The organism is Streptomyces sp. NPDC056738 (assembly GCF_042790435.1).
GTDB lineage: Bacteria > Actinomycetota > Actinomycetes > Streptomycetales > Streptomycetaceae > Streptomyces.
Genome location: NZ_JBHTZF010000005.1, coordinates 13923 through 31789, shown reverse-complemented (window position 1 = coordinate 31789; position 17867 = coordinate 13923). Strand labels below are relative to the sequence as shown.

At 71.3% G+C, this 17867-nt stretch carries 18 protein-coding genes; 7 read left to right on the top strand and 11 right to left on the bottom strand.

The window, feature by feature from the left end; translation table 11 throughout:
* Positions 1-506: 506 nt before the first annotated feature.
* Positions 507-866 carry a hypothetical protein gene (locus tag ACFRIC_RS14190; RefSeq protein ID WP_382784374.1) on the bottom strand — a complete coding sequence of 120 codons (360 nt, stop codon included), beginning with the start codon at positions 864-866 and terminating at the stop codon, positions 507-509.
* 89 nt (positions 867-955) lie between these two features.
* A complete protein-coding gene (locus ACFRIC_RS14185) occupies positions 956-1267 on the bottom strand; it encodes a WhiB family transcriptional regulator (RefSeq protein ID WP_382784371.1) in 312 nt (103 codons plus the stop codon).
* Between the two features lie 255 nt (positions 1268-1522).
* Here ACFRIC_RS14185 and ACFRIC_RS14180 point away from each other — a divergent pair, with 255 nt between their 5' ends.
* Positions 1523-1888, top strand: coding sequence for a nuclear transport factor 2 family protein (locus tag ACFRIC_RS14180; RefSeq protein ID WP_382784368.1), 366 nt, complete (start codon positions 1523-1525; stop codon positions 1886-1888).
* 19 nt (positions 1889-1907) lie between these two features.
* On the opposite strand, the gene ACFRIC_RS14175 is transcribed toward ACFRIC_RS14180, so the two are convergent.
* Positions 1908-2900, bottom strand: a complete 993-nt coding sequence (locus tag ACFRIC_RS14175; RefSeq protein ID WP_382784365.1) for an Lrp/AsnC family transcriptional regulator — start codon at positions 2898-2900, stop codon at positions 1908-1910.
* A gap of 180 nt (positions 2901-3080) precedes the next feature.
* On the opposite strand from ACFRIC_RS14175, the gene ACFRIC_RS14170 reads away from it, so the two are divergent.
* Positions 3081-4514 (top strand): MFS transporter, encoded by a 1434-nt coding sequence (locus ACFRIC_RS14170; RefSeq protein ID WP_382784362.1) that lies wholly within the window; start codon positions 3081-3083, stop codon positions 4512-4514.
* A gap of 151 nt (positions 4515-4665) precedes the next feature.
* Here the strand turns inward: ACFRIC_RS14170 and msrA are convergent, their stop codons facing one another.
* The gene (gene msrA, locus ACFRIC_RS14165; RefSeq protein WP_382784358.1) at positions 4666-5178 is read right to left on the bottom strand and encodes a peptide-methionine (S)-S-oxide reductase MsrA; all 513 of its coding nucleotides are present in this window, start codon (positions 5176-5178) and stop codon (positions 4666-4668) included.
* Positions 5179-5441: 263 nt separating this feature from the next.
* Here msrA and ACFRIC_RS14160 point away from each other — a divergent pair, with 263 nt between their 5' ends.
* Entirely contained in the window at positions 5442-6413 is a 972-nt protein-coding gene (locus ACFRIC_RS14160; protein WP_382784355.1) for an MHYT domain-containing protein, read from the top strand.
* A gap of 306 nt (positions 6414-6719) precedes the next feature.
* Positions 6720-7535, top strand: coding sequence for an alpha/beta fold hydrolase (locus ACFRIC_RS14155; RefSeq protein ID WP_382784353.1), 816 nt, complete (start codon positions 6720-6722; stop codon positions 7533-7535).
* A gap of 54 nt (positions 7536-7589) precedes the next feature.
* Here the strand turns inward: ACFRIC_RS14155 and ACFRIC_RS14150 are convergent, their stop codons facing one another.
* Positions 7590-8198, bottom strand: a complete 609-nt coding sequence (locus ACFRIC_RS14150) for an ATP-binding protein (RefSeq protein WP_382784350.1) — start codon at positions 8196-8198, stop codon at positions 7590-7592.
* A gap of 239 nt (positions 8199-8437) precedes the next feature.
* Between ACFRIC_RS14150 and ACFRIC_RS14145 the strand changes: the two genes are divergently transcribed.
* A complete protein-coding gene (locus ACFRIC_RS14145) occupies positions 8438-9034 on the top strand; it encodes a TetR/AcrR family transcriptional regulator (protein ID WP_382784347.1) in 597 nt (198 codons plus the stop codon).
* A gap of 148 nt (positions 9035-9182) precedes the next feature.
* Here the strand turns inward: ACFRIC_RS14145 and ACFRIC_RS14140 are convergent, their stop codons facing one another.
* Positions 9183-10826 (bottom strand): sigma-70 family RNA polymerase sigma factor, encoded by a 1644-nt coding sequence (locus ACFRIC_RS14140; protein WP_382784344.1) that lies wholly within the window; start codon positions 10824-10826, stop codon positions 9183-9185.
* A 357-nt stretch (positions 10827-11183) separates the two neighbouring features.
* Here ACFRIC_RS14140 and ACFRIC_RS14135 point away from each other — a divergent pair, with 357 nt between their 5' ends.
* Positions 11184-12593 (top strand): DEAD/DEAH box helicase, encoded by a 1410-nt coding sequence (locus ACFRIC_RS14135; protein ID WP_382784342.1) that lies wholly within the window; start codon positions 11184-11186, stop codon positions 12591-12593.
* Positions 12594-12614: 21 nt separating this feature from the next.
* On the opposite strand, the gene ACFRIC_RS14130 is transcribed toward ACFRIC_RS14135, so the two are convergent.
* The 3 genes from ACFRIC_RS14130 to ACFRIC_RS14120 form a co-directional block, all read right to left on the bottom strand.
* Positions 12615-13733, bottom strand: coding sequence for a CU044_5270 family protein (locus ACFRIC_RS14130; protein ID WP_382784339.1), 1119 nt, complete (start codon positions 13731-13733; stop codon positions 12615-12617).
* A complete protein-coding gene (locus ACFRIC_RS14125) occupies positions 13730-14389 on the bottom strand; it encodes an RNA polymerase sigma factor (protein ID WP_382784336.1) in 660 nt (219 codons plus the stop codon). The genes ACFRIC_RS14130 and ACFRIC_RS14125 overlap by 4 nt, the downstream gene beginning before the upstream one ends.
* A 293-nt stretch (positions 14390-14682) precedes the next feature.
* On the bottom strand, positions 14683-15135 hold the full coding sequence (locus ACFRIC_RS14120) for an iron chaperone (RefSeq protein ID WP_382784333.1): 453 nt from the start codon (positions 15133-15135) through the stop codon (positions 14683-14685).
* Positions 15136-15295: 160 nt separating this feature from the next.
* Between ACFRIC_RS14120 and ACFRIC_RS14115 the strand changes: the two genes are divergently transcribed.
* Positions 15296-15886, top strand: coding sequence for a TetR/AcrR family transcriptional regulator (locus tag ACFRIC_RS14115; RefSeq protein WP_382784330.1), 591 nt, complete (start codon positions 15296-15298; stop codon positions 15884-15886).
* A 73-nt stretch (positions 15887-15959) separates the two neighbouring features.
* On the opposite strand, the gene ACFRIC_RS14110 is transcribed toward ACFRIC_RS14115, so the two are convergent.
* Together ACFRIC_RS14110 and ACFRIC_RS14105 are read right to left on the bottom strand one after the other, a co-directional pair.
* Positions 15960-17063 (bottom strand): sensor histidine kinase, encoded by a 1104-nt coding sequence (locus ACFRIC_RS14110; RefSeq protein ID WP_382784327.1) that lies wholly within the window; start codon positions 17061-17063, stop codon positions 15960-15962.
* Positions 17056-17811: a response regulator transcription factor gene (locus ACFRIC_RS14105; RefSeq protein ID WP_382784324.1), complete on the bottom strand. Its 756-nt coding sequence runs from the start codon at positions 17809-17811 to the stop codon at positions 17056-17058. Before ACFRIC_RS14105 ends, ACFRIC_RS14110 begins: the two co-directional genes overlap by 8 nt.
* Positions 17812-17867: the final 56 nt, after the last annotated feature.

Below are 17867 nucleotides of genomic sequence, written 5' to 3'. Positions count from 1 at the left end.
ACACATCTGTCGGTCAACTCCCCTACCCTGCAGTGGAGTTGCGGCTTTCGAAAGTCATGATCGGGCTGCCGTTCCGCGCACGACGGTGACAGTTCACTCCTCGGTACACAATGTCGGACCACACAACTGGCTCGATTTAATCGATACCGGCGGCCGATAAGAACGCACACATGACAGCCTTTGTGTATTCAGTCCTTTTCGGCTGTCTGTCTCATTGCGTCGCCTCCGGCCTCGTTTGGTCCGGTCGGGCGTCCCAAGCCGATGGATGCTTCGATGCTTCCCATTCGGGGCGCGGCGGCGAGAACACCGCGAGGTCATGGCGTCGGCCACGACGGAGACAGGCAGCCCCGGGCAAGACAGGCAGCCCCGGTCTGACGCCCTTCCGGAGGAAGCCCGACGCACCGAGGGCGACAAGAGCACGGTCGTTCCCCGCAGGGCGAGTTCGCTCACCGTCCGCCGCCACCTGGCACACGAACGGTGAATTGCGGGGCACACGCAATTCCGGCTCAGCCGTCGGCGGTGATCGCGGCGAGACTTACTGTGGGTCGATCGAATATCTCTGTCAGTACGTGTTGCTGTCGGTGTGTCAGAGCCGTGGCGAAGACCACCAGGTCGGCTTCGGTCTCTTCGCAGCGGGCGGCCACCTCGAGGACCTTTCCGGAACTCAGCAGCGTGCGTGAGGAATAGGGCACGGTCATCTTCCGGGCCCCGCCGTCCGAGACACCACGCCGTTGCGTGATCCGTCCGACGATCCGAGCACCGCGTGCCGTCAGTTCCTCCGCCGCCGCGTCCATGAGCGCGACGAAGTTCTTCTCCTTGGCGGAGAAATAGCCGACGAGCACGACATCGGCGCCCGTCAGGCGCACGGAGCCGACCGGGCGCCCCGCGGGCCCCGCCCGCCCGCGACGAGCCGGGCGGCGGTCGCGCCCGCGGAACCGACGCACGGGCCGGGAGGTCAGCTCGCCCTGGGCGCGACGGCAGCGGTGTCCTGCGAGCGTTCGTGCTCCACTCGGGCCGTTTCCAGGAGATTCAGCCAGGAGGTCACCGTGGGCCGACGGCGCAGCAGGGCCCGGCGCTCGCGCTCGGTCATGCCTCCCCAGACGCCGTGCTCGATGCGCTGGTCCAGCGCATAAGCGAGGCATTCCGTGAGCACCGGGCAGCCGACGCACAGCATTTTGGCCCGGTTCTGCGCCGCGCCTTCGACGAACAGATCGTCAGGATCGGCCGTACGGCACAATCCTCGGTCGCTCCAGTCGGTGCTCGTCATCTCGTGATGCCGTCCTCTCCCCTGGCCCCCGCCTGCGAGTTGCCCACCTGCCCCGGGCAACCGGCATATGACACTACGCCTTTCGAGGACCGCCACTCTATCTGCCGTACAGCACCACACCTTCGAGTGAGTCCGGCTTGCCTCCCGCGCGCGGCGGCGCTATGGAGGTGCCTCGACGGTTCACGGTCCCGATCAGCGCCATCGCTACACGGCGCGGCCGTCTTTCAGCCAACCTTCCGATGGAAAGCAGGAGCCATGTCGCGGAACAAACAGACCGTCGAGACCTATTTGGACGGCTTCCGGAAGAACGATCACGCCCAGATTCTCAGTTGCCTCACCGATGACATCGAGTGGACGGTTTTCGGCGGTTTCCATCTGACCGGCAAGGAGGCGTACGACGCCGCGATCGAGGGCCCCGGCTTCGTCCCGCCTCCCCGGCTGGAGGTCGTCCGCATGGTCGAGGAGGACGACGTGATCATGGCCGAACTCACCGGAACGGTGGCGCGTGAGACGGGAGAGCCGATGCGCATGTCGATGGCCGAGGTCTTCCGTATGCGCGACGGGAAGATCTGCGAGCGCCGGGCGTGGGTGATCGAGCTCAAGCGGAACGAATACGTCTGAGCGGCCGGGCGGTTCGGGGTCAGCCCGGGCGGAGGGTCGTGGCCGCCTTGTACGTACGCAGCACGGGGGCCGTCTCGATCCGCGTGACGGCGTCCCAGGCCACCCGCCGCGTCAGGTAGTGGTGCAGGGCCTCCGCGTCGCGGCACAGCGCGTGGGCGAAGAGGTTCGTCGGGCCGGTCGTCGCCGCGACGACCGCGAGTTCGTCGTGGCCCGCCAGCGCCGTCGCCACCGTGTCCAGATGCGCGGGCGCCACCTGCATCCACAGGAGCGCGGACGCCGTCACGCCCAGCACCGCGGGATCGATGTCGAGGTCGAAGAACAGCGCGTCGCGCGCCCGCAGTTCGGCCAGCCGGCGGGCCGCGGTGGACGCCGAGGTGCCGGTGGCAGCGGCCAGGTCCGCGTAGCTGAGGCGCGCGTCCTCGCGCAGCGCGGACAGCAGCAGGCGGTCCGCGTCCGTGAGGAGACGGGCCGCGTCGGGGGCGTCCGGCCCGCCCGACGCCTGCGGGCGGGGCGACTGCGCGCGCAGCCGGGCCTCCTGGTCGGCGTCCAGGGCGTTGATCCGGCCGCGCCACGCCGTCGGGCCGCCCAGGTAGGTGTGCAGGAGGTAGTGCGCCGACACCGCGGTGATCCCGGCGGTGCGGGGGATGTCCCGCAGCAGCAGCGTGTGCGCGTCGGGACCGGCGGGCGCGGTGTGGATGATCGCGACGATCTCCGTTCCTCCGGAGGTCAGGCGCACCCAGGAGGTGTCGGGACGCCGGGCGAGCGCCACCGCGATGTCGTGCGCGGTGCGGGTCGCCGCGGTCAGACGTACGAACCACTGGTGCGTGCCGGAGCTTCGCGGTGTGGGCAGAGCGACGACGCGCAGTCCCGCCCGCGCGTACAGCCGCCGATAGCGGCGGACCACCGTCTGCGTCGAGGTGCCGAGGACTTCGGCGACGAGGGTGAACGGCGCCCGCGCGTCCACGTGCAGGGCGTGGATCAGACCCCGGTCCAGCTCGTCCAGTACGACCATGTCCGCCAAATTAGCCGACCCTCGTGGAAGAAATCACCGAATACGGCCGACGAGATGGAAGCGGTGGGAGACCGGGCGGCACGGTGGTTCCCGGGTCGCGGGCCGGGCGGCGGCGACCGCTCCGCACGGGGCCCGGCCACCACCGACCCGACACACCCGCACGGCACCGGGGGGAGACCCATGTCCCGCATCACCATCCGCACCGCCGCTCACGGCCGGACCGACACCGTCGCCCCTCCCGACCCGGGCCATCGCGGGCTCGCCCTGGCGGCGGTGCTCACCGCGGAGGCGATGAACCTCCTCGACGCGACGATCGTCCAGGTCGCGGGCCCCGTCATCCACACCGACCTCGGCGGTGCGCGGGCGACGATCCCGTGGTTCAGCGCCGCCTACACCCTCGCGTTCGCCCTCGGCCTGCTGACCGGCGCGCGGCTCGGCGACATCGCGGGCCGCAGGCGCGTCTTCCGCGTCGGCGTCGTCGTGTTCGCGGCCACGTCCCTGGCCTGCGCCCTCGCACCGGGCGCCGGGATCCTGATCGCGCTGCGTGCCGTGCAGGGTGCGGCGGCGGCCGCGATCGTCCCGCAGACCTTCGGGCTGATCCGCGCCCTGTACGAGGGCGGTGAACTGACCCGGGCGCTCGGCATGATCGGCCCGGTCATGGGTCTGTCCGCGGTCCTCGGGCCGGTTCTCGGCGGCGTCCTGACCCACGCCGATCTGTTCGGCTCCTCTTGGCGCGCGGTCTTCCTCGTCAATGTGCCGCTCGCCGCCGCGGTCCTGGCCGCCTCGGTGTTCCTGGCCGAGGACCGTGCGCCTACGCGGCCCCGCCTCGACCCGGCGGGCACGGTCCTCGCCATGGCCGGCACCGCGCTCGTCGTCTGCCCCTTGGCGGCCGGGAGCACCGGACCCACCGGGTGGGCCGTCGCCGCCGTGGGGGCCGTGGTTCTGGGCGTGTTCGTCGTCCACCAGCGCCGCGCCGGGCGCCGCGGCCGGGCGCCGCTGATCGAACCGGCCCTGCTGCGGGGCCGCGCGTTCCCCGCAGCCCTGGCCACGTCGACCCTGTTCTTCGCGGTCATGAACGGCGTCATGATCACCGTCGTGCTGCACCTCGAACTCGGCCTCCACGACGGCCCGCTCAGGGCGGGGCTCACCCTGCTGCCGTGGTCCGCTGGACTCGCGGCCGGGTCCTGGGCCGCCGGTACGCATCTGGTCACGCGGTACGGCACGCGCGTCATGCACACCGGGCTGGCCGTCCTCGCGGTCGGTCTGGCGGCCGCCGTCCTCGCGTATCGCGGCGCGGCCCCCGACTCGTATCCGGCCCTGCTGCCCGCCGCGCTTGCCGTGGCCGGACTGGGGACGGGCCTGTTCACCCCGCCGTTCTTCAGCTCGGCACTGAGCGGTGTCGGACCGCAGGAGACGGGGTCTGCGGCCGGTCTGCTCAACGCCGTCCAGCAGCTCGGCGGCACTCTCGGTGTCGCGGTCGTCGGCGGCATCTACCTGGACGCGGCCGGCGACGCCCGCACCGCGGCGCAGCACGCGCTGGGGGCCACGTCGGTGGTCCTGGCCGCCACGGCGGTGGCGGCCGCATTCATGACCACGCGCCGCGCGGCCCCCTGACGACCGGCCGCCGCCGACCCGCCGCCGACCTGGGGCCCGGAGACACGGAGGCCCGGAAGCACGAAGACACGGAGGCCCGGAGGCCCGGGGCCGAGGCCGTGCGCGCTGAAGGCCCGCGACCCCGTAGGGCCGCGGGCCTTCAGTTCCCCGCTCAGGCTTCCGCGCGCCTCGGCAGCCGCCAGTTCGGGCGGACGAAGTGGCAGGTGTAACCGTCGGGGTAGCGCTGCAGGTAGTCCTGGTGCTCCGGCTCCGCCTGCCAGAACGGACCGGCGGGCGCGACCTCGGTCACGACCTTGCCGGGCCACAGTCCGGAGGCGTCGACGTCCGCGATGGTCTCCTCGGCGATCCGCTTCTGCTCGTCGTCGACGTAGAAGATGGCGGACCGGTAGCTGAGGCCGATGTCGTTGCCCTGGCGGTTCTTCGTCGACGGGTCGTGGATCTGGAAGAAGTACTCCAGGATCGTCCGGTAGTCGGTCTTCGTGGGATCGAAGGTGATCTCGATCGCCTCGGCATGCGTGCCGTGGTTGCGATACGTCGCATTGGCCACGTCGCCGCCGCTGTATCCCACCCGCGTGTCCAGAACACCCGGGAACGTCCTGATCAGATCCTGCATGCCCCAGAAGCAGCCACCGGCCAGCAGCGCCTTCTCCTCGTTCCGGCTCATCGCACGCACCCCTTCTTCCTAGTCCTCGTCAGACTCGCACAGGCGCGCTCCCGCGCGCCGTCGGCGGTCCGTCCGCCCCGCCCTCGCGAGGACGCGGCACCGCACTGCACAAGGCCGAAAGGGCCGGTCGAAATTCCCGCGCCCCTACGAGATCGATAACGATCGCGCAAGTTTCAACCAACTTCCCCTCGAGGATTTGCTATCGCTACCAGGAAACGGGCTCAATGTCCTTCGTATGTCAGCGGTAAAGAGATAGGGAGCGGATGAACGGCACGATCGACGGCTTCAGCTACGGGCTGGTCACACCGGTGGCCGCCTACGTCATGGCCTGTGTGGGCTCGGCGCTGGGGCTGCGTTGCGTGGTGCGCACGGTGCACCACGAACCCGGGTGGCGGCTCGGCTGGCTCGCCCTGGGGGCCAGCGCCCTGGGCTGCGGCATCTGGACGATGCACTTCATCGCGATGACGGGCTTCTCCGTGGCGGAGACACCCATCACCTACGACGTCCCTCTCACCGTGCTCAGTCTCGCCGTGGCGATCGTGGTGGTCTCCGCGGGCGTCTTCATCGTGGGGCACCGCGGTGCCACGCGAGCGGCCCTCACCGTGGGCGGCGCCATCACCGGCCTCGGCGTCGCGACCATGCACTACCTGGGCATGTTCGCGATGCAGCTCAACGGAGAGCTGCGCTACAACGCGTTCACCGTGAGCCTGTCCGTGATCATCGCCCTCGTGGCGGCGACCGCCGCCCTGTGGGCCGCCGTCTCCGTGCAGGGCTTCATCCGCACGCTCGGCGCCAGCCTCGTCATGGGTCTCGCCGTCACCGGCATGCACTACACGGGCATGGCCGCCCTGAGCGTCCACCTCCACAACAGCATCGACACGGCCCCGACCATCACCGGCCAGGAGGGCTCCTCGCTCCTGCTGCCGATGCTGCTCGGCCCGATCATCTTCCTCATCCTCGCCGCGGCCGTCGTCATGTTCGACCCGGTCCTGATCCTCGGCGACTCCGGCCGGGACAAGCGGGTCAAGGAGCGCTCCAAGGTCGTCGCACGCGGAAACGTCATGCCGGTGCGGGTGGCGGGCATCCAGGACTCTCCGGCACCGGTGGTCCACAGCGTCCCGCAGGCCGACCACTGGCCGTCGGCGGCGCCTCAGCGGCCCGGCGCCGACGAGCGAGCCCAGTACCGCGAGACGGGCGCCGGTGATCCCTACGGTGCCCGGTACGAGGCGGAGTAACTCCTCCCCTGCCCCGTCGACGGCCCGGCCGACGCGATCCACATCGCGCTCGTGCCGGGCCGTGTCCGGCGTCCGGCTCCGTGGCCGGCCGGCCGGCGGTGTCCGGCTTCGCCCGCAGCCTCGGCCTCGGTATCGGTATCGGTTCTCGGCTTCGTATCCGGCGGACGAGCTTGGTCATCGTTTCCGGCGGACGGGCCGGGTCTTCGCTGCCGGCAGACGGGCTGGGTCTTCGCTTCCGGCGGGTTGGTTTTTCCGGCCCGCCGGATGGAGCCTGAGGATGATGATCTTCAGGCTAGGGTGCCTCGCATGACCTCCATAGGCTTGCGTGGGACGACGCTCCACTACGACGACAGCGGCTCCCCGGACGGGCTGCCCGTCCTGCTGATCCACGGGCATCCCTTCAACCGGACGCTGTGGGCCCCTCAGACGGAAGCGCTCGTCGCGGCCGGACACCGGGTCATCACCCCGGACCTGCGTGGCTACGGGGCCAGCGGAGTGGACGCCGGCCCGGTGTATCTCTCCGACTTCGCCGACGACCTCGTCGCGCTCCTGGACCACCTGGACATCGACCGGGCCGTGGTGGGCGGCGTCTCGATGGGCGGGCAGATCGCCATGGAGGTGCAGCGCACCCACCCGCGCCGCGTCCGCGCGCTCGTCCTCTCGGACACCTCCGCGCCGGCCGAGACGGACGAGGGCAAGGCCGTACGCAACCGCATGGCCGACCGGCTCCTCGCGGAGGGGATGGACGGCTACGCCGACGAGGTCATCGGCAAGATGCTCGCCGACTACAACGTCACAGCGCTGCCCCGCGTCGCCGAACACGTGCTGGGCATGATGCGTGCCACCGATCCCCGCGGTGCCGCGGCGGCCCTGCGCGGCCGGGCCGAGCGCCTCGACTACCGGGACACGCTCGCCGCCGTGCAGTCCCCGGTGCTGATCGTGGTCGGCGCCGACGACGTCTACACCCCGGTCGCCGACGCCGAGGCGATCCGCGAGCTCGTCCCGCACGCGGTCCTGACCGTCATCGAGGGTGCCGGCCACCTGCCCGGGGCGGAACAGCCCGCCCGCTTCAACGCCGCGCTCCTCGACTTCCTGGCGACCCAGGTGGCCACCCGCGCCTGAAAGCGGGGCCTCGCCGGGCCGAGGGCTCTTCGCCGGAGTCCTTCCCGGCCGGTCCTACGACGGGTCCCGGGTCGGCACCTCGAACCACATGGTCTTGCCGGTGGGCGTGCAGGTGCTGCCCCAGCTCTCGGCGAGCAGGTCGAGCAGTTCGGTGCCGCGGCCGCCCTCGGCGTCGGGGTCGGCCTCACGTCGTACGGGGCACAGCGGCTCCGTGTCCTCGACCTCGCACAGGAGGCGGTCGTCGCGCAGACACAGGTTGAGCCGCAGCGGGCCGCGCGTGTGACACAGGGCGTTGGTGACGAGCTCGCTGACCAGGAGTTCCGCGGTGTCGGCCAGCTCCTCCAGGTTCCACTCGGCCAGTTGGGCCGTCACCAGACGGCGGGCCCGACGGGCCGAGGTCAGCTCCCGCGACAGGGGCCAGGAGGCTTCCCAGGGGGTGACACGGGCGCGGGGCGCGTCGAACGGGCGTATGGGTTGCAGCGCACGCGCCCAGAGAGCCATGTTCCTGGCGAGCCACGACGTGGGTGCTGCTTCCACGGATGCCCCGTTCTGCTGATCGCGTCTCGTGCCCCCCTCGCGCCCGGATTCCTCGGGCCTGCGGTAGAGCCGGGTGAAGCGCCCTCGGCGTGGTGCCGCGCTGAGGTCGATGGCCCCCGGGGCCATGGAAATCAGTCCCTTCCGCACTGCTGGCAACCAGACCGCCGGAGCGGCACGGACCCGTCGTCGACCGGTCCGGACAAGTGTCAGGTCACGCGTTCACGTAACGCCCGTCACGATAACAAATATGCATGTAGCGGTTGCTACGGTAAAAATTCTTTCCAAGAGTACCGATCCGGACATATGGAACGTGTTCGGTGTCACACCACCCCGGTCACGGCGGCGCCGCGACCTCCGGAGCGCCCATGCCACGACCGTCCGACCAGGCCAAACGACGCGAGCTGGCCGACCGGGTCCGCGCGTACCTGGTGCGCAACGGCCTCGCCGGACTGTCCCTGCGCCCCCTCGCCCGAGCCCTGGGCACCAGCGACCGCATGCTCCTGTACTACTTCGGGACGAAGGACGCCATGGTCGCCGAGGCGCTCGCCCTGGACGAGCGCAGACCGCTCCTGCACGCCCGGGACACGCTCGGCTCGGCGGAGGCCCCGCGTGACCCGGCGGGACTCCGCAGCTTCATGGAGGAGACCTGGCGGCGGTTCAACGCCCCCGACCTGCGTACCGCCCTCCCCCTCTACCTCGAGGTCATGGCTGCGGGACTGATCGACCCGGACCGCTACGGGCCCCTGCTGCGTGACGTGCTCACCGAGTGGACGGACCTGCTCACGTCCGTCTTCCGGGGCCTCGGCATGACGCAGGTCCGCGCCCGGACGGAGGCCGCCCTCCTGGTCGACGCGACCTTCGGCCTGGTCGTCGCCTCCCTCACCGAGGACGGCCGGGAGCGGGCGGGCGCGGCCTTCCGCGCGCTCCTCGACCGTCTCGAACCCGGCTGGCACGTCACCTGAGGCACGTTCGCCGTCCATGCCGGGTCCGGCACGTCCCCATGCCGGTCCGGCTCGTCCCCTTGGCCTGTCCGGCTCGCCCCCCATGCCGGGTCCGGCACGTCCGCGACCGGTGAACCTCACGCCCGGGAAGCAGCCCCCGTACCGGGCCTCACAGCTTCGCGCCGAAGTCCTGGGTCCACCACGGACCACCCGACCCCTTGTGCACGCCCACCCCGATGTTCTTGAACGAACAGTTGAGGATGTTCGCGCGGTGCCCCGGGCTGTTCATCCAGGACTCCATCACCGACTCGGGGGTCTGCTGACCCATGGCTATGTTCTCGCCGTACGTGGACCACTGGTAGCCCGCGGCGGTGATGCGCTTGCCGGGGTCGACGCCGTCGGGGTTGGTGTGCTCGAAGAAGCCGCGCGCGGCCATGTCGTCGGAGTGGGCCTGGGCCGCGTTCTCCAGTTGCGGGTCCTCCGTGAGCGGTCCGCAGCCGGCGGCCGCCCGCTCCTTGTTCACCAGCGCGACCACCTGCGCCACGGTCGTCGTCGGGGCCGACTGCGCCCGGGCCAGGCTCGACGCCCGCCGGGTCGGCGCGGCCGAGGAGGCGCCGGCCGACTTGCTCGGCTCGGCGGCACGCGCCGACTTGGACGCCTTCGCCTTCTTCGACGCGGACGCCGACGGCGAGGCCGTGGCACCGGCGGACGCCGAGGGCGAGGTGCGGGAGGCGTCCGGTGCCGAGAGGTCCATGACGGGGTCGCCCGCGGTACGGGAGGGAGCCGCCCCGTCGGTGCTCGTTCCGGGTCCCGTGTCCAGGTACCAGAGGCCGCCGCCCGCCACGCAGACCGCCACGAGTGCGCCGCCCAGTGCCCGGCGCCGTACGCGTCGGCGCCGGCGGGCCTCGCCGCGCGCGGTCGACCTCGTGCCCGTCGCCCGATGCCCGGCTCCCGGAGCGCCCGCGTCCCCGTGGTCGGTGGCCGGCTTCCGGGACGCCGAGCCCGTGGCGGCCATCCCTCCGGACGCGTCGCTCAGCGCGGCGGCCAGCCCCGGCGACACGGCGACCAGCGCCAGACCGGCCAGCAGTCCCTCCGCGGGCATCAGGCCGCTCCATAGACCCGAGCAGCGCACGCAGTCGCGGGCGTGCCGGGCGATCCGCTTGCGCCACAGCGCCGAGGGCCGGCCGTCCCAGGAGGCGAGAACACCCCGCAGTTCCTCGCACGGCGGGCGGGCGGCGAGCGCCCGTACCACCACACGAGCCGTCTCCAACTGGGCCTTCATCCGCTGCACCCGAACCGCCGCGTGCTGCGGCGACAGCTCCAGGGCCTCGGCGACCTCGGTCCGGGTCACCTCACCGGCGCACTCCAGCCACCACAGTGAGAGCACGCCCCGGTCGTCCGGTTCGAGCCAGCGTGTCGCCAGCGCGGTCTCGCGGCGCTGGCCGGAGAGCTGGAGCCGCATCATGGTCAGGTCCACGAAGTCGGAGCCGGGGTCGGCGAGATCCTCCGCCTCCTCCACCCCGCCCGGGGCGAGCTGACGGTCCCGCCAGTGCGCCCGGACCTGGTTCATCGCGATGGCCACGAGCCAGGAGCGGAAGTTCTCCGGCTCACGCAGCCCGTCCAGGCCGTCCAGGGCGCGGAGCATGGTGTTCTGCACGACGTCGTCGACGTCGACCGAGCCGTTCAGCGCGCGTCCGACGATGTTGTAGACCAAGGGGAGATAGGCGCTCACCAGGGCGTCCTGAGCCGCCGAGTCGCCCGCCCGGGCGGCAGTCACCAGTGCCGCCGGCTCCACCGCGTGCTGTCTCCTCATGAAAACTTCCCTGTCCTCGACTCCGAACGATGCTGCCGTTGCCTGGGAGACCGCCCGCGGAACCTCGGATAACAGTTCTTCGGAGACTCGTTGCGGAGATGCTTCCCACACCGGGCCGTCGATGGCAAGGAACAAGGTCACATCGGGGGACCCCGAGGCATCGGGCGGCGGCTTCCGGACCCGCCGGCCCCACCCGCTGGTCCGGCCCGGCGCCTGACCGCTGGCCCGCCCGGCGGCCCGGCCCGGCGGTCATGTCCCCGCTGGTAAAATGGGGAGCACGCTTCGAAGTCGCCGGGGCCCGTGCCGAGTGGTACGGGCCCCGGGGCGTTCCGGGCGTCAGACTGAGGAAGGTTCCCCATGAACGCGAAGCCGCCGGCCCCTGGACTCTCCGACGCCGGCGCCGACCGGCCGGCGCCGCGAGGCGACGGCGCGGCACCCTCGTCCCGCTCGGCGGACCTGCCTCCCGCCACGTCCTTCGCCGCCCTCGGCCTGCCCGCGGAACTGGTGGCCGAGATGACCGGGCTCGGGGTGACGGAACCCTTCCCGATCCAGGCCGCGACCCTGCCGAACGCGCTGGCCGGGCACGACGTCCTCGGCCGGGCGAAGACCGGCTCCGGCAAGACGCTGGCCTTCGGGCTGGCCCTGCTCACCCGGATCGCGGGCCAGCGTGCCGAGGCGAAGCGGCCGCTGGCGCTGGTCCTGGTGCCGACCCGGGAGCTCGCGCAGCAGGTGAGCGACGCGCTGGAACCGTACGCGCGGACCCTGAACGTACGGCTCGGGACGGTGGTCGGCGGTCTGTCCATCAACCGGCAGCAGGCGCTGCTGCGGACCGGCGTCGAGGTGCTCGTCGCGACGCCGGGCCGGCTGACCGACCTGGTGTCACGCCGGGACTGCCTCCTGAACCAGGTGCGGATCACGGTGCTGGACGAGGCCGACCAGATGTGCGACCTGGGCTTCCTGCCGCAGGTCTCGGACCTCATGGACCAAGTCGGCGCCGACGGTCAGCGGCTGCTGTTCTCGGCCACGCTCGACCGCAACGTCGACCAACTCGTACGGAACTACCTCCACGACCCGGTTCTCGCCTCCGTCGACCAGGTGGCCGGCTCGGTCACCACGATGGAACACCACGTGCTGAACATCCACGGCGCCGACAAGTACGCGACGGCGACCGAGATCGCCGCGCGGGACGGCCGGGTGCTGATGTTCCTGGACACCAAGGCGGGCGTGGACCAGTTCACCCGTCATCTGCGGGCCGCCGGGATCCGTGCCTCCGCCCTGCACAGCGGGAAGTCGCAGCCGCAGCGCACGCACACGCTCGCCCAGTTCAAGAACGGGGAGATCAACGTGCTGGTGGCCACCAACGTCGCCGCCCGAGGCATCCACATCGACGCGCTCGACCTCGTCGTCAACGTCGATCCGCCCGCCGACGCCAAGGACTACCTGCACCGCGGCGGGCGCACCGCGCGCGCCGGGGAGTCAGGCAAGGTGGTCACTCTGGTCACCGCAGGCCAGCGGCGTGACGTGAACCGTCTGATGTCCGAGGCCGGTGTCCGTCCGACCGTCACCCAGGTGCGCTCGGGCGAGGCGGCGCTCACCGCCATCACCGGGGCCAAGCGCCCGCCGACCGGACCGAAGCCGACGGGCAACGCACCCTTCCGCGGCATGGGCACGCGTCCCGGACGGCCCGCCAAGGAGTCCCGCAAGGCCGCGGACGCCCGGAAGGCCGCGGAAGCCCGCGCGGCCGCCCGGGTACGCAAGAGCCGCTGAGGATTTCCCTCGGGGGTGAGCTCAGGGGCGCGCGCCCGGCTTGTCGACGACGCCCCAGGCGTTGCGGACGGTGATGATCGCCGGGCTCCCGTTCCCGAAGGCCGGGCTCGCGTTCCGGGCGGCCGGGCTCGCGTTCCGGGGGTCGGGCGACGATCCGTGAATGCCCTGCTCTCCGGGCAGGTCGGCCGACGCGCCGAGGTACGCGTACGTGGCGGTGTCGAAGAAGATCTCCTGCTTGCCCTGATAGCCCGAGGCCGTGGGCTTGTCGTAGGTCACCGTCACGCCGATCGCCGGACGTCCGACCGGATCCTTGATCCCCTTCTCCACACGGGCTCCGGGAATCCTCGCGAGCGCCCTGAACATGCCCGCCTGCACCTTCGGCGGGATCAGCACCGAGCGGTAGAGGACATGGATCTCCCGCCAGTCGCGCTGGGCCGGGGTCTCGCCCTTGATGTCACCGATGGCGTGCTCCTCACGGATGCGCCGCATCATCCGGCCGGGATCGCTCGGCAGGGTGGCGAGGAAGCGGTAGAACTGCCGCTGCGAGCGGTCGTCGTAACCCTCCTTCTTCCATTTCTCCTCCTGGTTGGGCCCGTAGGTGACCTGGAGCTTGTTCCGGTCGAAGTGGTCGATGCGCCCGGCCGGAGGGATACCGGGAAGGCGCGCCCAGCCGGTCCCGTCCCAGCGGGTCCACACTTCCGTGGTCTGGGGCGCCTGTTGGCCGAGAGAGGTCGACTTCTCGTAGACCCACTGTTTCGGTCCGGGCTCCGTCGCTCCGAGCTTCTCCACCGTGGCCGCCGCCAGTTCGAGGGCTTCGGCGGAACCCCGCGCCGAGAGCAGGCGCCGGCCGGAGGGGACGGCGGTGTCCGTGCCGGGGGTGTCGTCGGACAGGAGGACGACGGCGCCCCCTGTCACGGCCAGCGCCGTGACGGCCCCCGCGGCCGCCAGGAACATCCTGCGCCGGGGCGGCCCCCCTCGTGCGAAGGCGGGTCGACTCCTTTCGGCTCCCGACCTGAACTCCTCGGCGAGCAGGGCTCGTTGCGGGGCGAGGCGGTCGGTGTCGGGCAGCGGGGCGTCGGCGCGCAGGGCCCGCAGCTCTTTCAGGTCGTGCAACTCGGTCAGTTCGTTCGGCTCGCTCATGCGGAATCACCTTCGAGTACGGGCACTTCGCGGGGGCCGGTCAGCGGGTCACGTTCGCCGGTCGCCGCTCTGAGCTTTCTGCGGGCGCGGTTGAGCCGGGACCGGACGGTGCCCACGGGGATGTCGAGGGCTTCGGCGATCTCCTGATAGGTGAAGTCGGCCCAGGCGAACAGCAGAAGGGTGTGCCGGTCGCCCTGCGGGAGCTTGGCCAGCGCGCCCGCCAGGGATCTGGAGGCGGCCTGCGCGGTGACGCGGTCGTCGACCGAGTCCGTCCAGGTCTCGGCCATCCGGTCCTGCCCGGTGCGCGCGAGGAGCTTGAACGCCCTGACCTCCTCGCGGCGGTGCCGGCTGATCAGCTTGGCCGCGATCCCGTGCAACCAGGGGCGCACCCCGGCCCGGCCGCTGTCGTAACGGCCCCGTATCCGAAAGGCGGTGAGGAAGGTCTCCGCGGTGACGTCGTCGGCGGCGTCGGCGCCGAGTCTTCTGGCCACGTACCGGTGGATGGTGGGCGCGTGCCGGTCGAACAGCGCCGCGAACTGCTCCGGTTCGTCGAGCGAGGCCGCGATCAGAGCGGCATCGCTCCGCGCGCCTTCGGGCTGCTCGGCGTCGCCGGGCGTGCCGTCCCCCGTTGGGGGGCGGCACAGCGAATCAGTCATGAGTGGTCCGTGTCGTCGGAGGAAAGGGCAGCGTTCACCCGGTACTTGTCCTCCGGCCACGAAAAGGTTCACGCCTCGGAGGGCGCCGGCGTCCAGGCGGCCGGAACGGGTGCCGGAGCTGTGCCGGGACGGGCGCCGGAGCCGTGCCGGTACTGTGCCGCTGCCTGTGCTGCGCCGTGCCGTGCCGACGGTGTGTGCCTCGTCCGGGAAGCGCGGGGGCGAGGCACAACCGTCCCGAGTGCCGGGCGAGGCACACACCGTCCGGTTGTCGGCGGGCGCCGTCGTGAGGTGCCTCAGCTCACCGCTTGCTTCACGAGCGCGCCGATCCTCGCCTCGACGTCGGCGGTCAGCTCGGTCAGGGCGAACGCGGTGGACCACATCGGGCCGTCGTCCAGCTTCGCCTGATCGCTGAAACCGAGTGTCGCGTAGCGGGCCTTGAACTTCTCCGCGCTCTGGAAGAAGCAGACGACCTTGCCGTCCAGCGCATAGGCGGGCATGCCGTACCAGAGCTTCGGCGCGAGGACCGGAGCCGCGGCGGTGACGACGGCGTGGACCCGCTCGGCCATGATCCGGTCGGAGTCCCTCATCTCGGCGATCTTCGCGACCACGTCCCGCTCCGCCTCGGCCGCCTTGTCCGCGCGCGAACCGCGGCGGGCCTCCTTCTTCAGTTCCTTGGCGTGGTCCTTCATCGCGGCCCGCTCTTCGGCCGTGAATCCCTCGTGCCGACCGCTTTCCGTGCTGCTCATGGCAGAACTCCCCCTCGATGATCCGTCGTCCGCAATCCTGTGCGGGCCGGTGACGATCCGCCACCGGAACTCATCGGCACGCATCGTGCCGATGAGTTCCGAATATTCCGCGCGATCCCCGCGTTGTCAACGGCACGGCACGTGCCGATAGAGTGGTCTCATGACGGAACCGCCCGCCACACCGAGGCGTCGAGGCGCGGCACGCACCGAGGAGCTGCTCCAGGCGACGCTCGACCTGGCCGCGGAGGTCGGGTACGCGGGTCTGAGCATCGAGGCGGTCGGCCGCCGGGCCGGAGTCGGAAAACACACGATCTACCGGCGCTGGCCCTCCAAGGCGGCACTGCTGCTCGACGCGCTCAGCCGCGTGTGGACCAGCGATCTGGACTACCGGGACACCGGCAGCGTCCGGGAGGATCTGCGCGAGCAGTTCTTCCGTTCCGGAGCGGCCCTCTCCAGCCCGCCGATCGGCCCGGTCTACCGCGCGGTCATCGCCGAGGCACAAGGCGACTCCGAGCTGCGGGCGACACTGCACGAACGCTTCCTGGCCACCGTCGAGCGGAGCACGCTCGACCGGATCACCCGAGCCCAACGAGCCGGCGAGCTGAAGGCCGAGGCCAACCTGGAGTTCGCGGCCGAGGTGTTGTGCGGTGCGCTGTACTACCGCAGCCTGCTGTCGACCCGCCCCATCGACGCCGCCGCGGTCGACGGCCTCGTGGACATGTTCATGGCCGCGTACGGAACGACTGACTGAGCCGCCTACGGAACCATCGGCTGAGTCGGCTGAAGGGTCGTCACCCTGCGGTGAACCCGCCGGAGCGCACCGCTCAGCCCGCGCCGGGCAGCCGAACAGTGACGACTAGGCCACCCTCGGAGCGGGGAACGAGTTCGAGGGTGCCGTCATGGGCACGGACGATGCCGGCCACGATGGCCAGGCCGAGACCGACGCCCGCGTGCTCGTCGGTACGTACGCGTTCCGTTCCGCGCTGGAACGGTTCGGTGAGGGTCGACACCCGTTCCGGTGGGAGCGGGCGGCCCGTGTTCTCGACCCTCAGCACGCTCGTGACCCCGTCCGTGCCGGCGTGGACCGTCACGGTGCCGCCCTCGGGGAGATTGTGGACGACGGCGTTCTGGACGAGGTTCGTCGCCATCCGCAGCAGGAGCTCCGCCGAGCCGCTGGTCCGGGCCGTCCCGCCGGTGACGTCGAGGGTGATCCGGCTCTGTTCGGCGAACGGGAGCAACGTCTCGGCGGCCTCCTCGGCGACGAGGGAGAGGTCGACGTCCTCGCGGGGGAAGTTCCCGCGGTCGCTGCGGCTGAGGAGCAGGAGCGCCTCCGTGAGGTCGATCGCCCGCGTGTTGACGGCGTCCAGGCGGTCGATGAGTTCGTCGCGGTCCCGCGTGGGGTCCTTGCGGGCCACGTCCAGGAGGGTGCGTGAGATCGCCAGCGGGGTGCGCAGTTCGTGGGACGCGTTCGCGGCGAACCGCTGCTCCTCGGCGACCTTGGACTCGAGCTGTTCGAGCATCGAGTCGAACGCGTCGGAGAGCTCGCGGAATTCGTCCTGTCGGCCCTTCATGCGGATCCGGTGGGACAGCGACCCGCTCCCGGCCGTCCGTACCGCGTCCGTGATCCGTGCGAGCGGTGAGAGCATCCGCCCGGCGAGGATCCACCCGCCGAGGAGGCCGAACACCAGCAGGAAGCCCAGGGAGACGGCCGCGGCGGGGGCGAAGCCGCGCAGCAGGTCGGCGCGGCTGGGACCGACGATGATCACGGCGCCGTACGTCTTCTGGATGAGCCGGGGGTCGTTCGTGGGCAGCCAGCGCAGCACGAACACCCACATCACGACCAGCAGGAGCGTGCCGGCGACGAAGAGGAATCCGGCATAGCTGAGGGTGAGCTTCAGCCGGGCGCTGCGCCCTGTGGCTCTATCCATGGCCGTCGCCGGGGTGCGCGTCGTCCCCGCCGGTGTCCGCGCCGGTGTCACCGCCGGTGTCCGCTCCCGTGTCCGCGCCGGTGTCCGCTCCGGTATCGATGCGGTAGCCGACACCGGGCACCGTGGCGATGATCCACGGTTCGCCGAGCCGCTTGCGCAGCGCGGAGACGGTGATGCGGACGGCGTTGGTGAACGGGTTGGCGTTCTCGTCCCAGGCCCGCTCCAACAGTTCCTCGGAGCTGATGACCCCGCCCTCGGCGGCGACGAGGACGTCCAGCACGGCGAACTGCTTCCGGGTGAGCGCGACATGACGTCCGTCGCGGAAGACCTCCCGGCGGAACGGGTCCAGCCGCAGGCCCGCGATCTCGCGGACCGGCGGCCGGGCGTAGGCGCGCCTGCGGTCGAGCGCCCTCAGCCGCATGACGAGCTCGCGCAGCTCGAACGGTTTCGTGAGGTAGTCGTCGGCGCCGAGCCCGAACCCGGAGGCCTTGTCCTCGATCCGGTCGGCGGCGGTGAGCATGAGGATCGGGATGCCGCTGCCGGAGGCGACGATGCGCCGGGCGACCTCGTCGCCCGAGGGGCCGGGGATGTCGCGGTCGAGGACCGCGAGGTCGTAGGAGTTGACGCCGAGCAGTTCCAGGGCGGAGTCGCCGTCGGCGGCGATGTCGGCGGCGATCGCCTCCAGCCGCAGACCGTCACGGACGGCCTCGGCCAGGTAGGGCTCGTCCTCCACGATCAGTACACGCATGATGGAAGCCTAGACAGCACGCCGTATCGCCGATGTATCCCGATGAGGTGTGCACG

What these genes read in the sequence shown, in the direction of transcription:
- ACFRIC_RS14185 (WP_382784371.1), bottom strand. Translation starts at nt 1,267, where the DNA reads ATGACGAGCACCGACTGGAGCGACCGAGGATTGTGCCGTACGGCCGAT.
- ACFRIC_RS14180 (WP_382784368.1), top strand. Translation starts at nt 1,523, where the DNA reads ATGTCGCGGAACAAACAGACCGTCGAGACCTATTTGGACGGCTTCCGG.
- ACFRIC_RS14175 (WP_382784365.1), bottom strand. Translation starts at nt 2,900, where the DNA reads ATGGTCGTACTGGACGAGCTGGACCGGGGTCTGATCCACGCCCTGCAC.
- ACFRIC_RS14170 (WP_382784362.1), top strand. Translation starts at nt 3,081, where the DNA reads ATGTCCCGCATCACCATCCGCACCGCCGCTCACGGCCGGACCGACACC.
- msrA (WP_382784358.1), bottom strand. Translation starts at nt 5,178, where the DNA reads ATGAGCCGGAACGAGGAGAAGGCGCTGCTGGCCGGTGGCTGCTTCTGG.
- ACFRIC_RS14160 (WP_382784355.1), top strand. Translation starts at nt 5,442, where the DNA reads ATGAACGGCACGATCGACGGCTTCAGCTACGGGCTGGTCACACCGGTG.
- ACFRIC_RS14155 (WP_382784353.1), top strand. Translation starts at nt 6,720, where the DNA reads ATGACCTCCATAGGCTTGCGTGGGACGACGCTCCACTACGACGACAGC.
- ACFRIC_RS14150 (WP_382784350.1), bottom strand. Translation starts at nt 8,198, where the DNA reads ATGGCCCCGGGGGCCATCGACCTCAGCGCGGCACCACGCCGAGGGCGC.
- ACFRIC_RS14145 (WP_382784347.1), top strand. Translation starts at nt 8,438, where the DNA reads ATGCCACGACCGTCCGACCAGGCCAAACGACGCGAGCTGGCCGACCGG.
- ACFRIC_RS14140 (WP_382784344.1), bottom strand. Translation starts at nt 10,826, where the DNA reads ATGAGGAGACAGCACGCGGTGGAGCCGGCGGCACTGGTGACTGCCGCC.
- ACFRIC_RS14135 (WP_382784342.1), top strand. Translation starts at nt 11,184, where the DNA reads ATGAACGCGAAGCCGCCGGCCCCTGGACTCTCCGACGCCGGCGCCGAC.
- ACFRIC_RS14130 (WP_382784339.1), bottom strand. Translation starts at nt 13,733, where the DNA reads ATGAGCGAGCCGAACGAACTGACCGAGTTGCACGACCTGAAAGAGCTG.
- ACFRIC_RS14125 (WP_382784336.1), bottom strand. Translation starts at nt 14,389, where the DNA reads ATGACTGATTCGCTGTGCCGCCCCCCAACGGGGGACGGCACGCCCGGC.
- ACFRIC_RS14120 (WP_382784333.1), bottom strand. Translation starts at nt 15,135, where the DNA reads ATGAGCAGCACGGAAAGCGGTCGGCACGAGGGATTCACGGCCGAAGAG.
- ACFRIC_RS14115 (WP_382784330.1), top strand. Translation starts at nt 15,296, where the DNA reads ATGACGGAACCGCCCGCCACACCGAGGCGTCGAGGCGCGGCACGCACC.
- ACFRIC_RS14110 (WP_382784327.1), bottom strand. Translation starts at nt 17,063, where the DNA reads ATGGATAGAGCCACAGGGCGCAGCGCCCGGCTGAAGCTCACCCTCAGC.
- ACFRIC_RS14105 (WP_382784324.1), bottom strand. Translation starts at nt 17,811, where the DNA reads ATGCGTGTACTGATCGTGGAGGACGAGCCCTACCTGGCCGAGGCCGTC.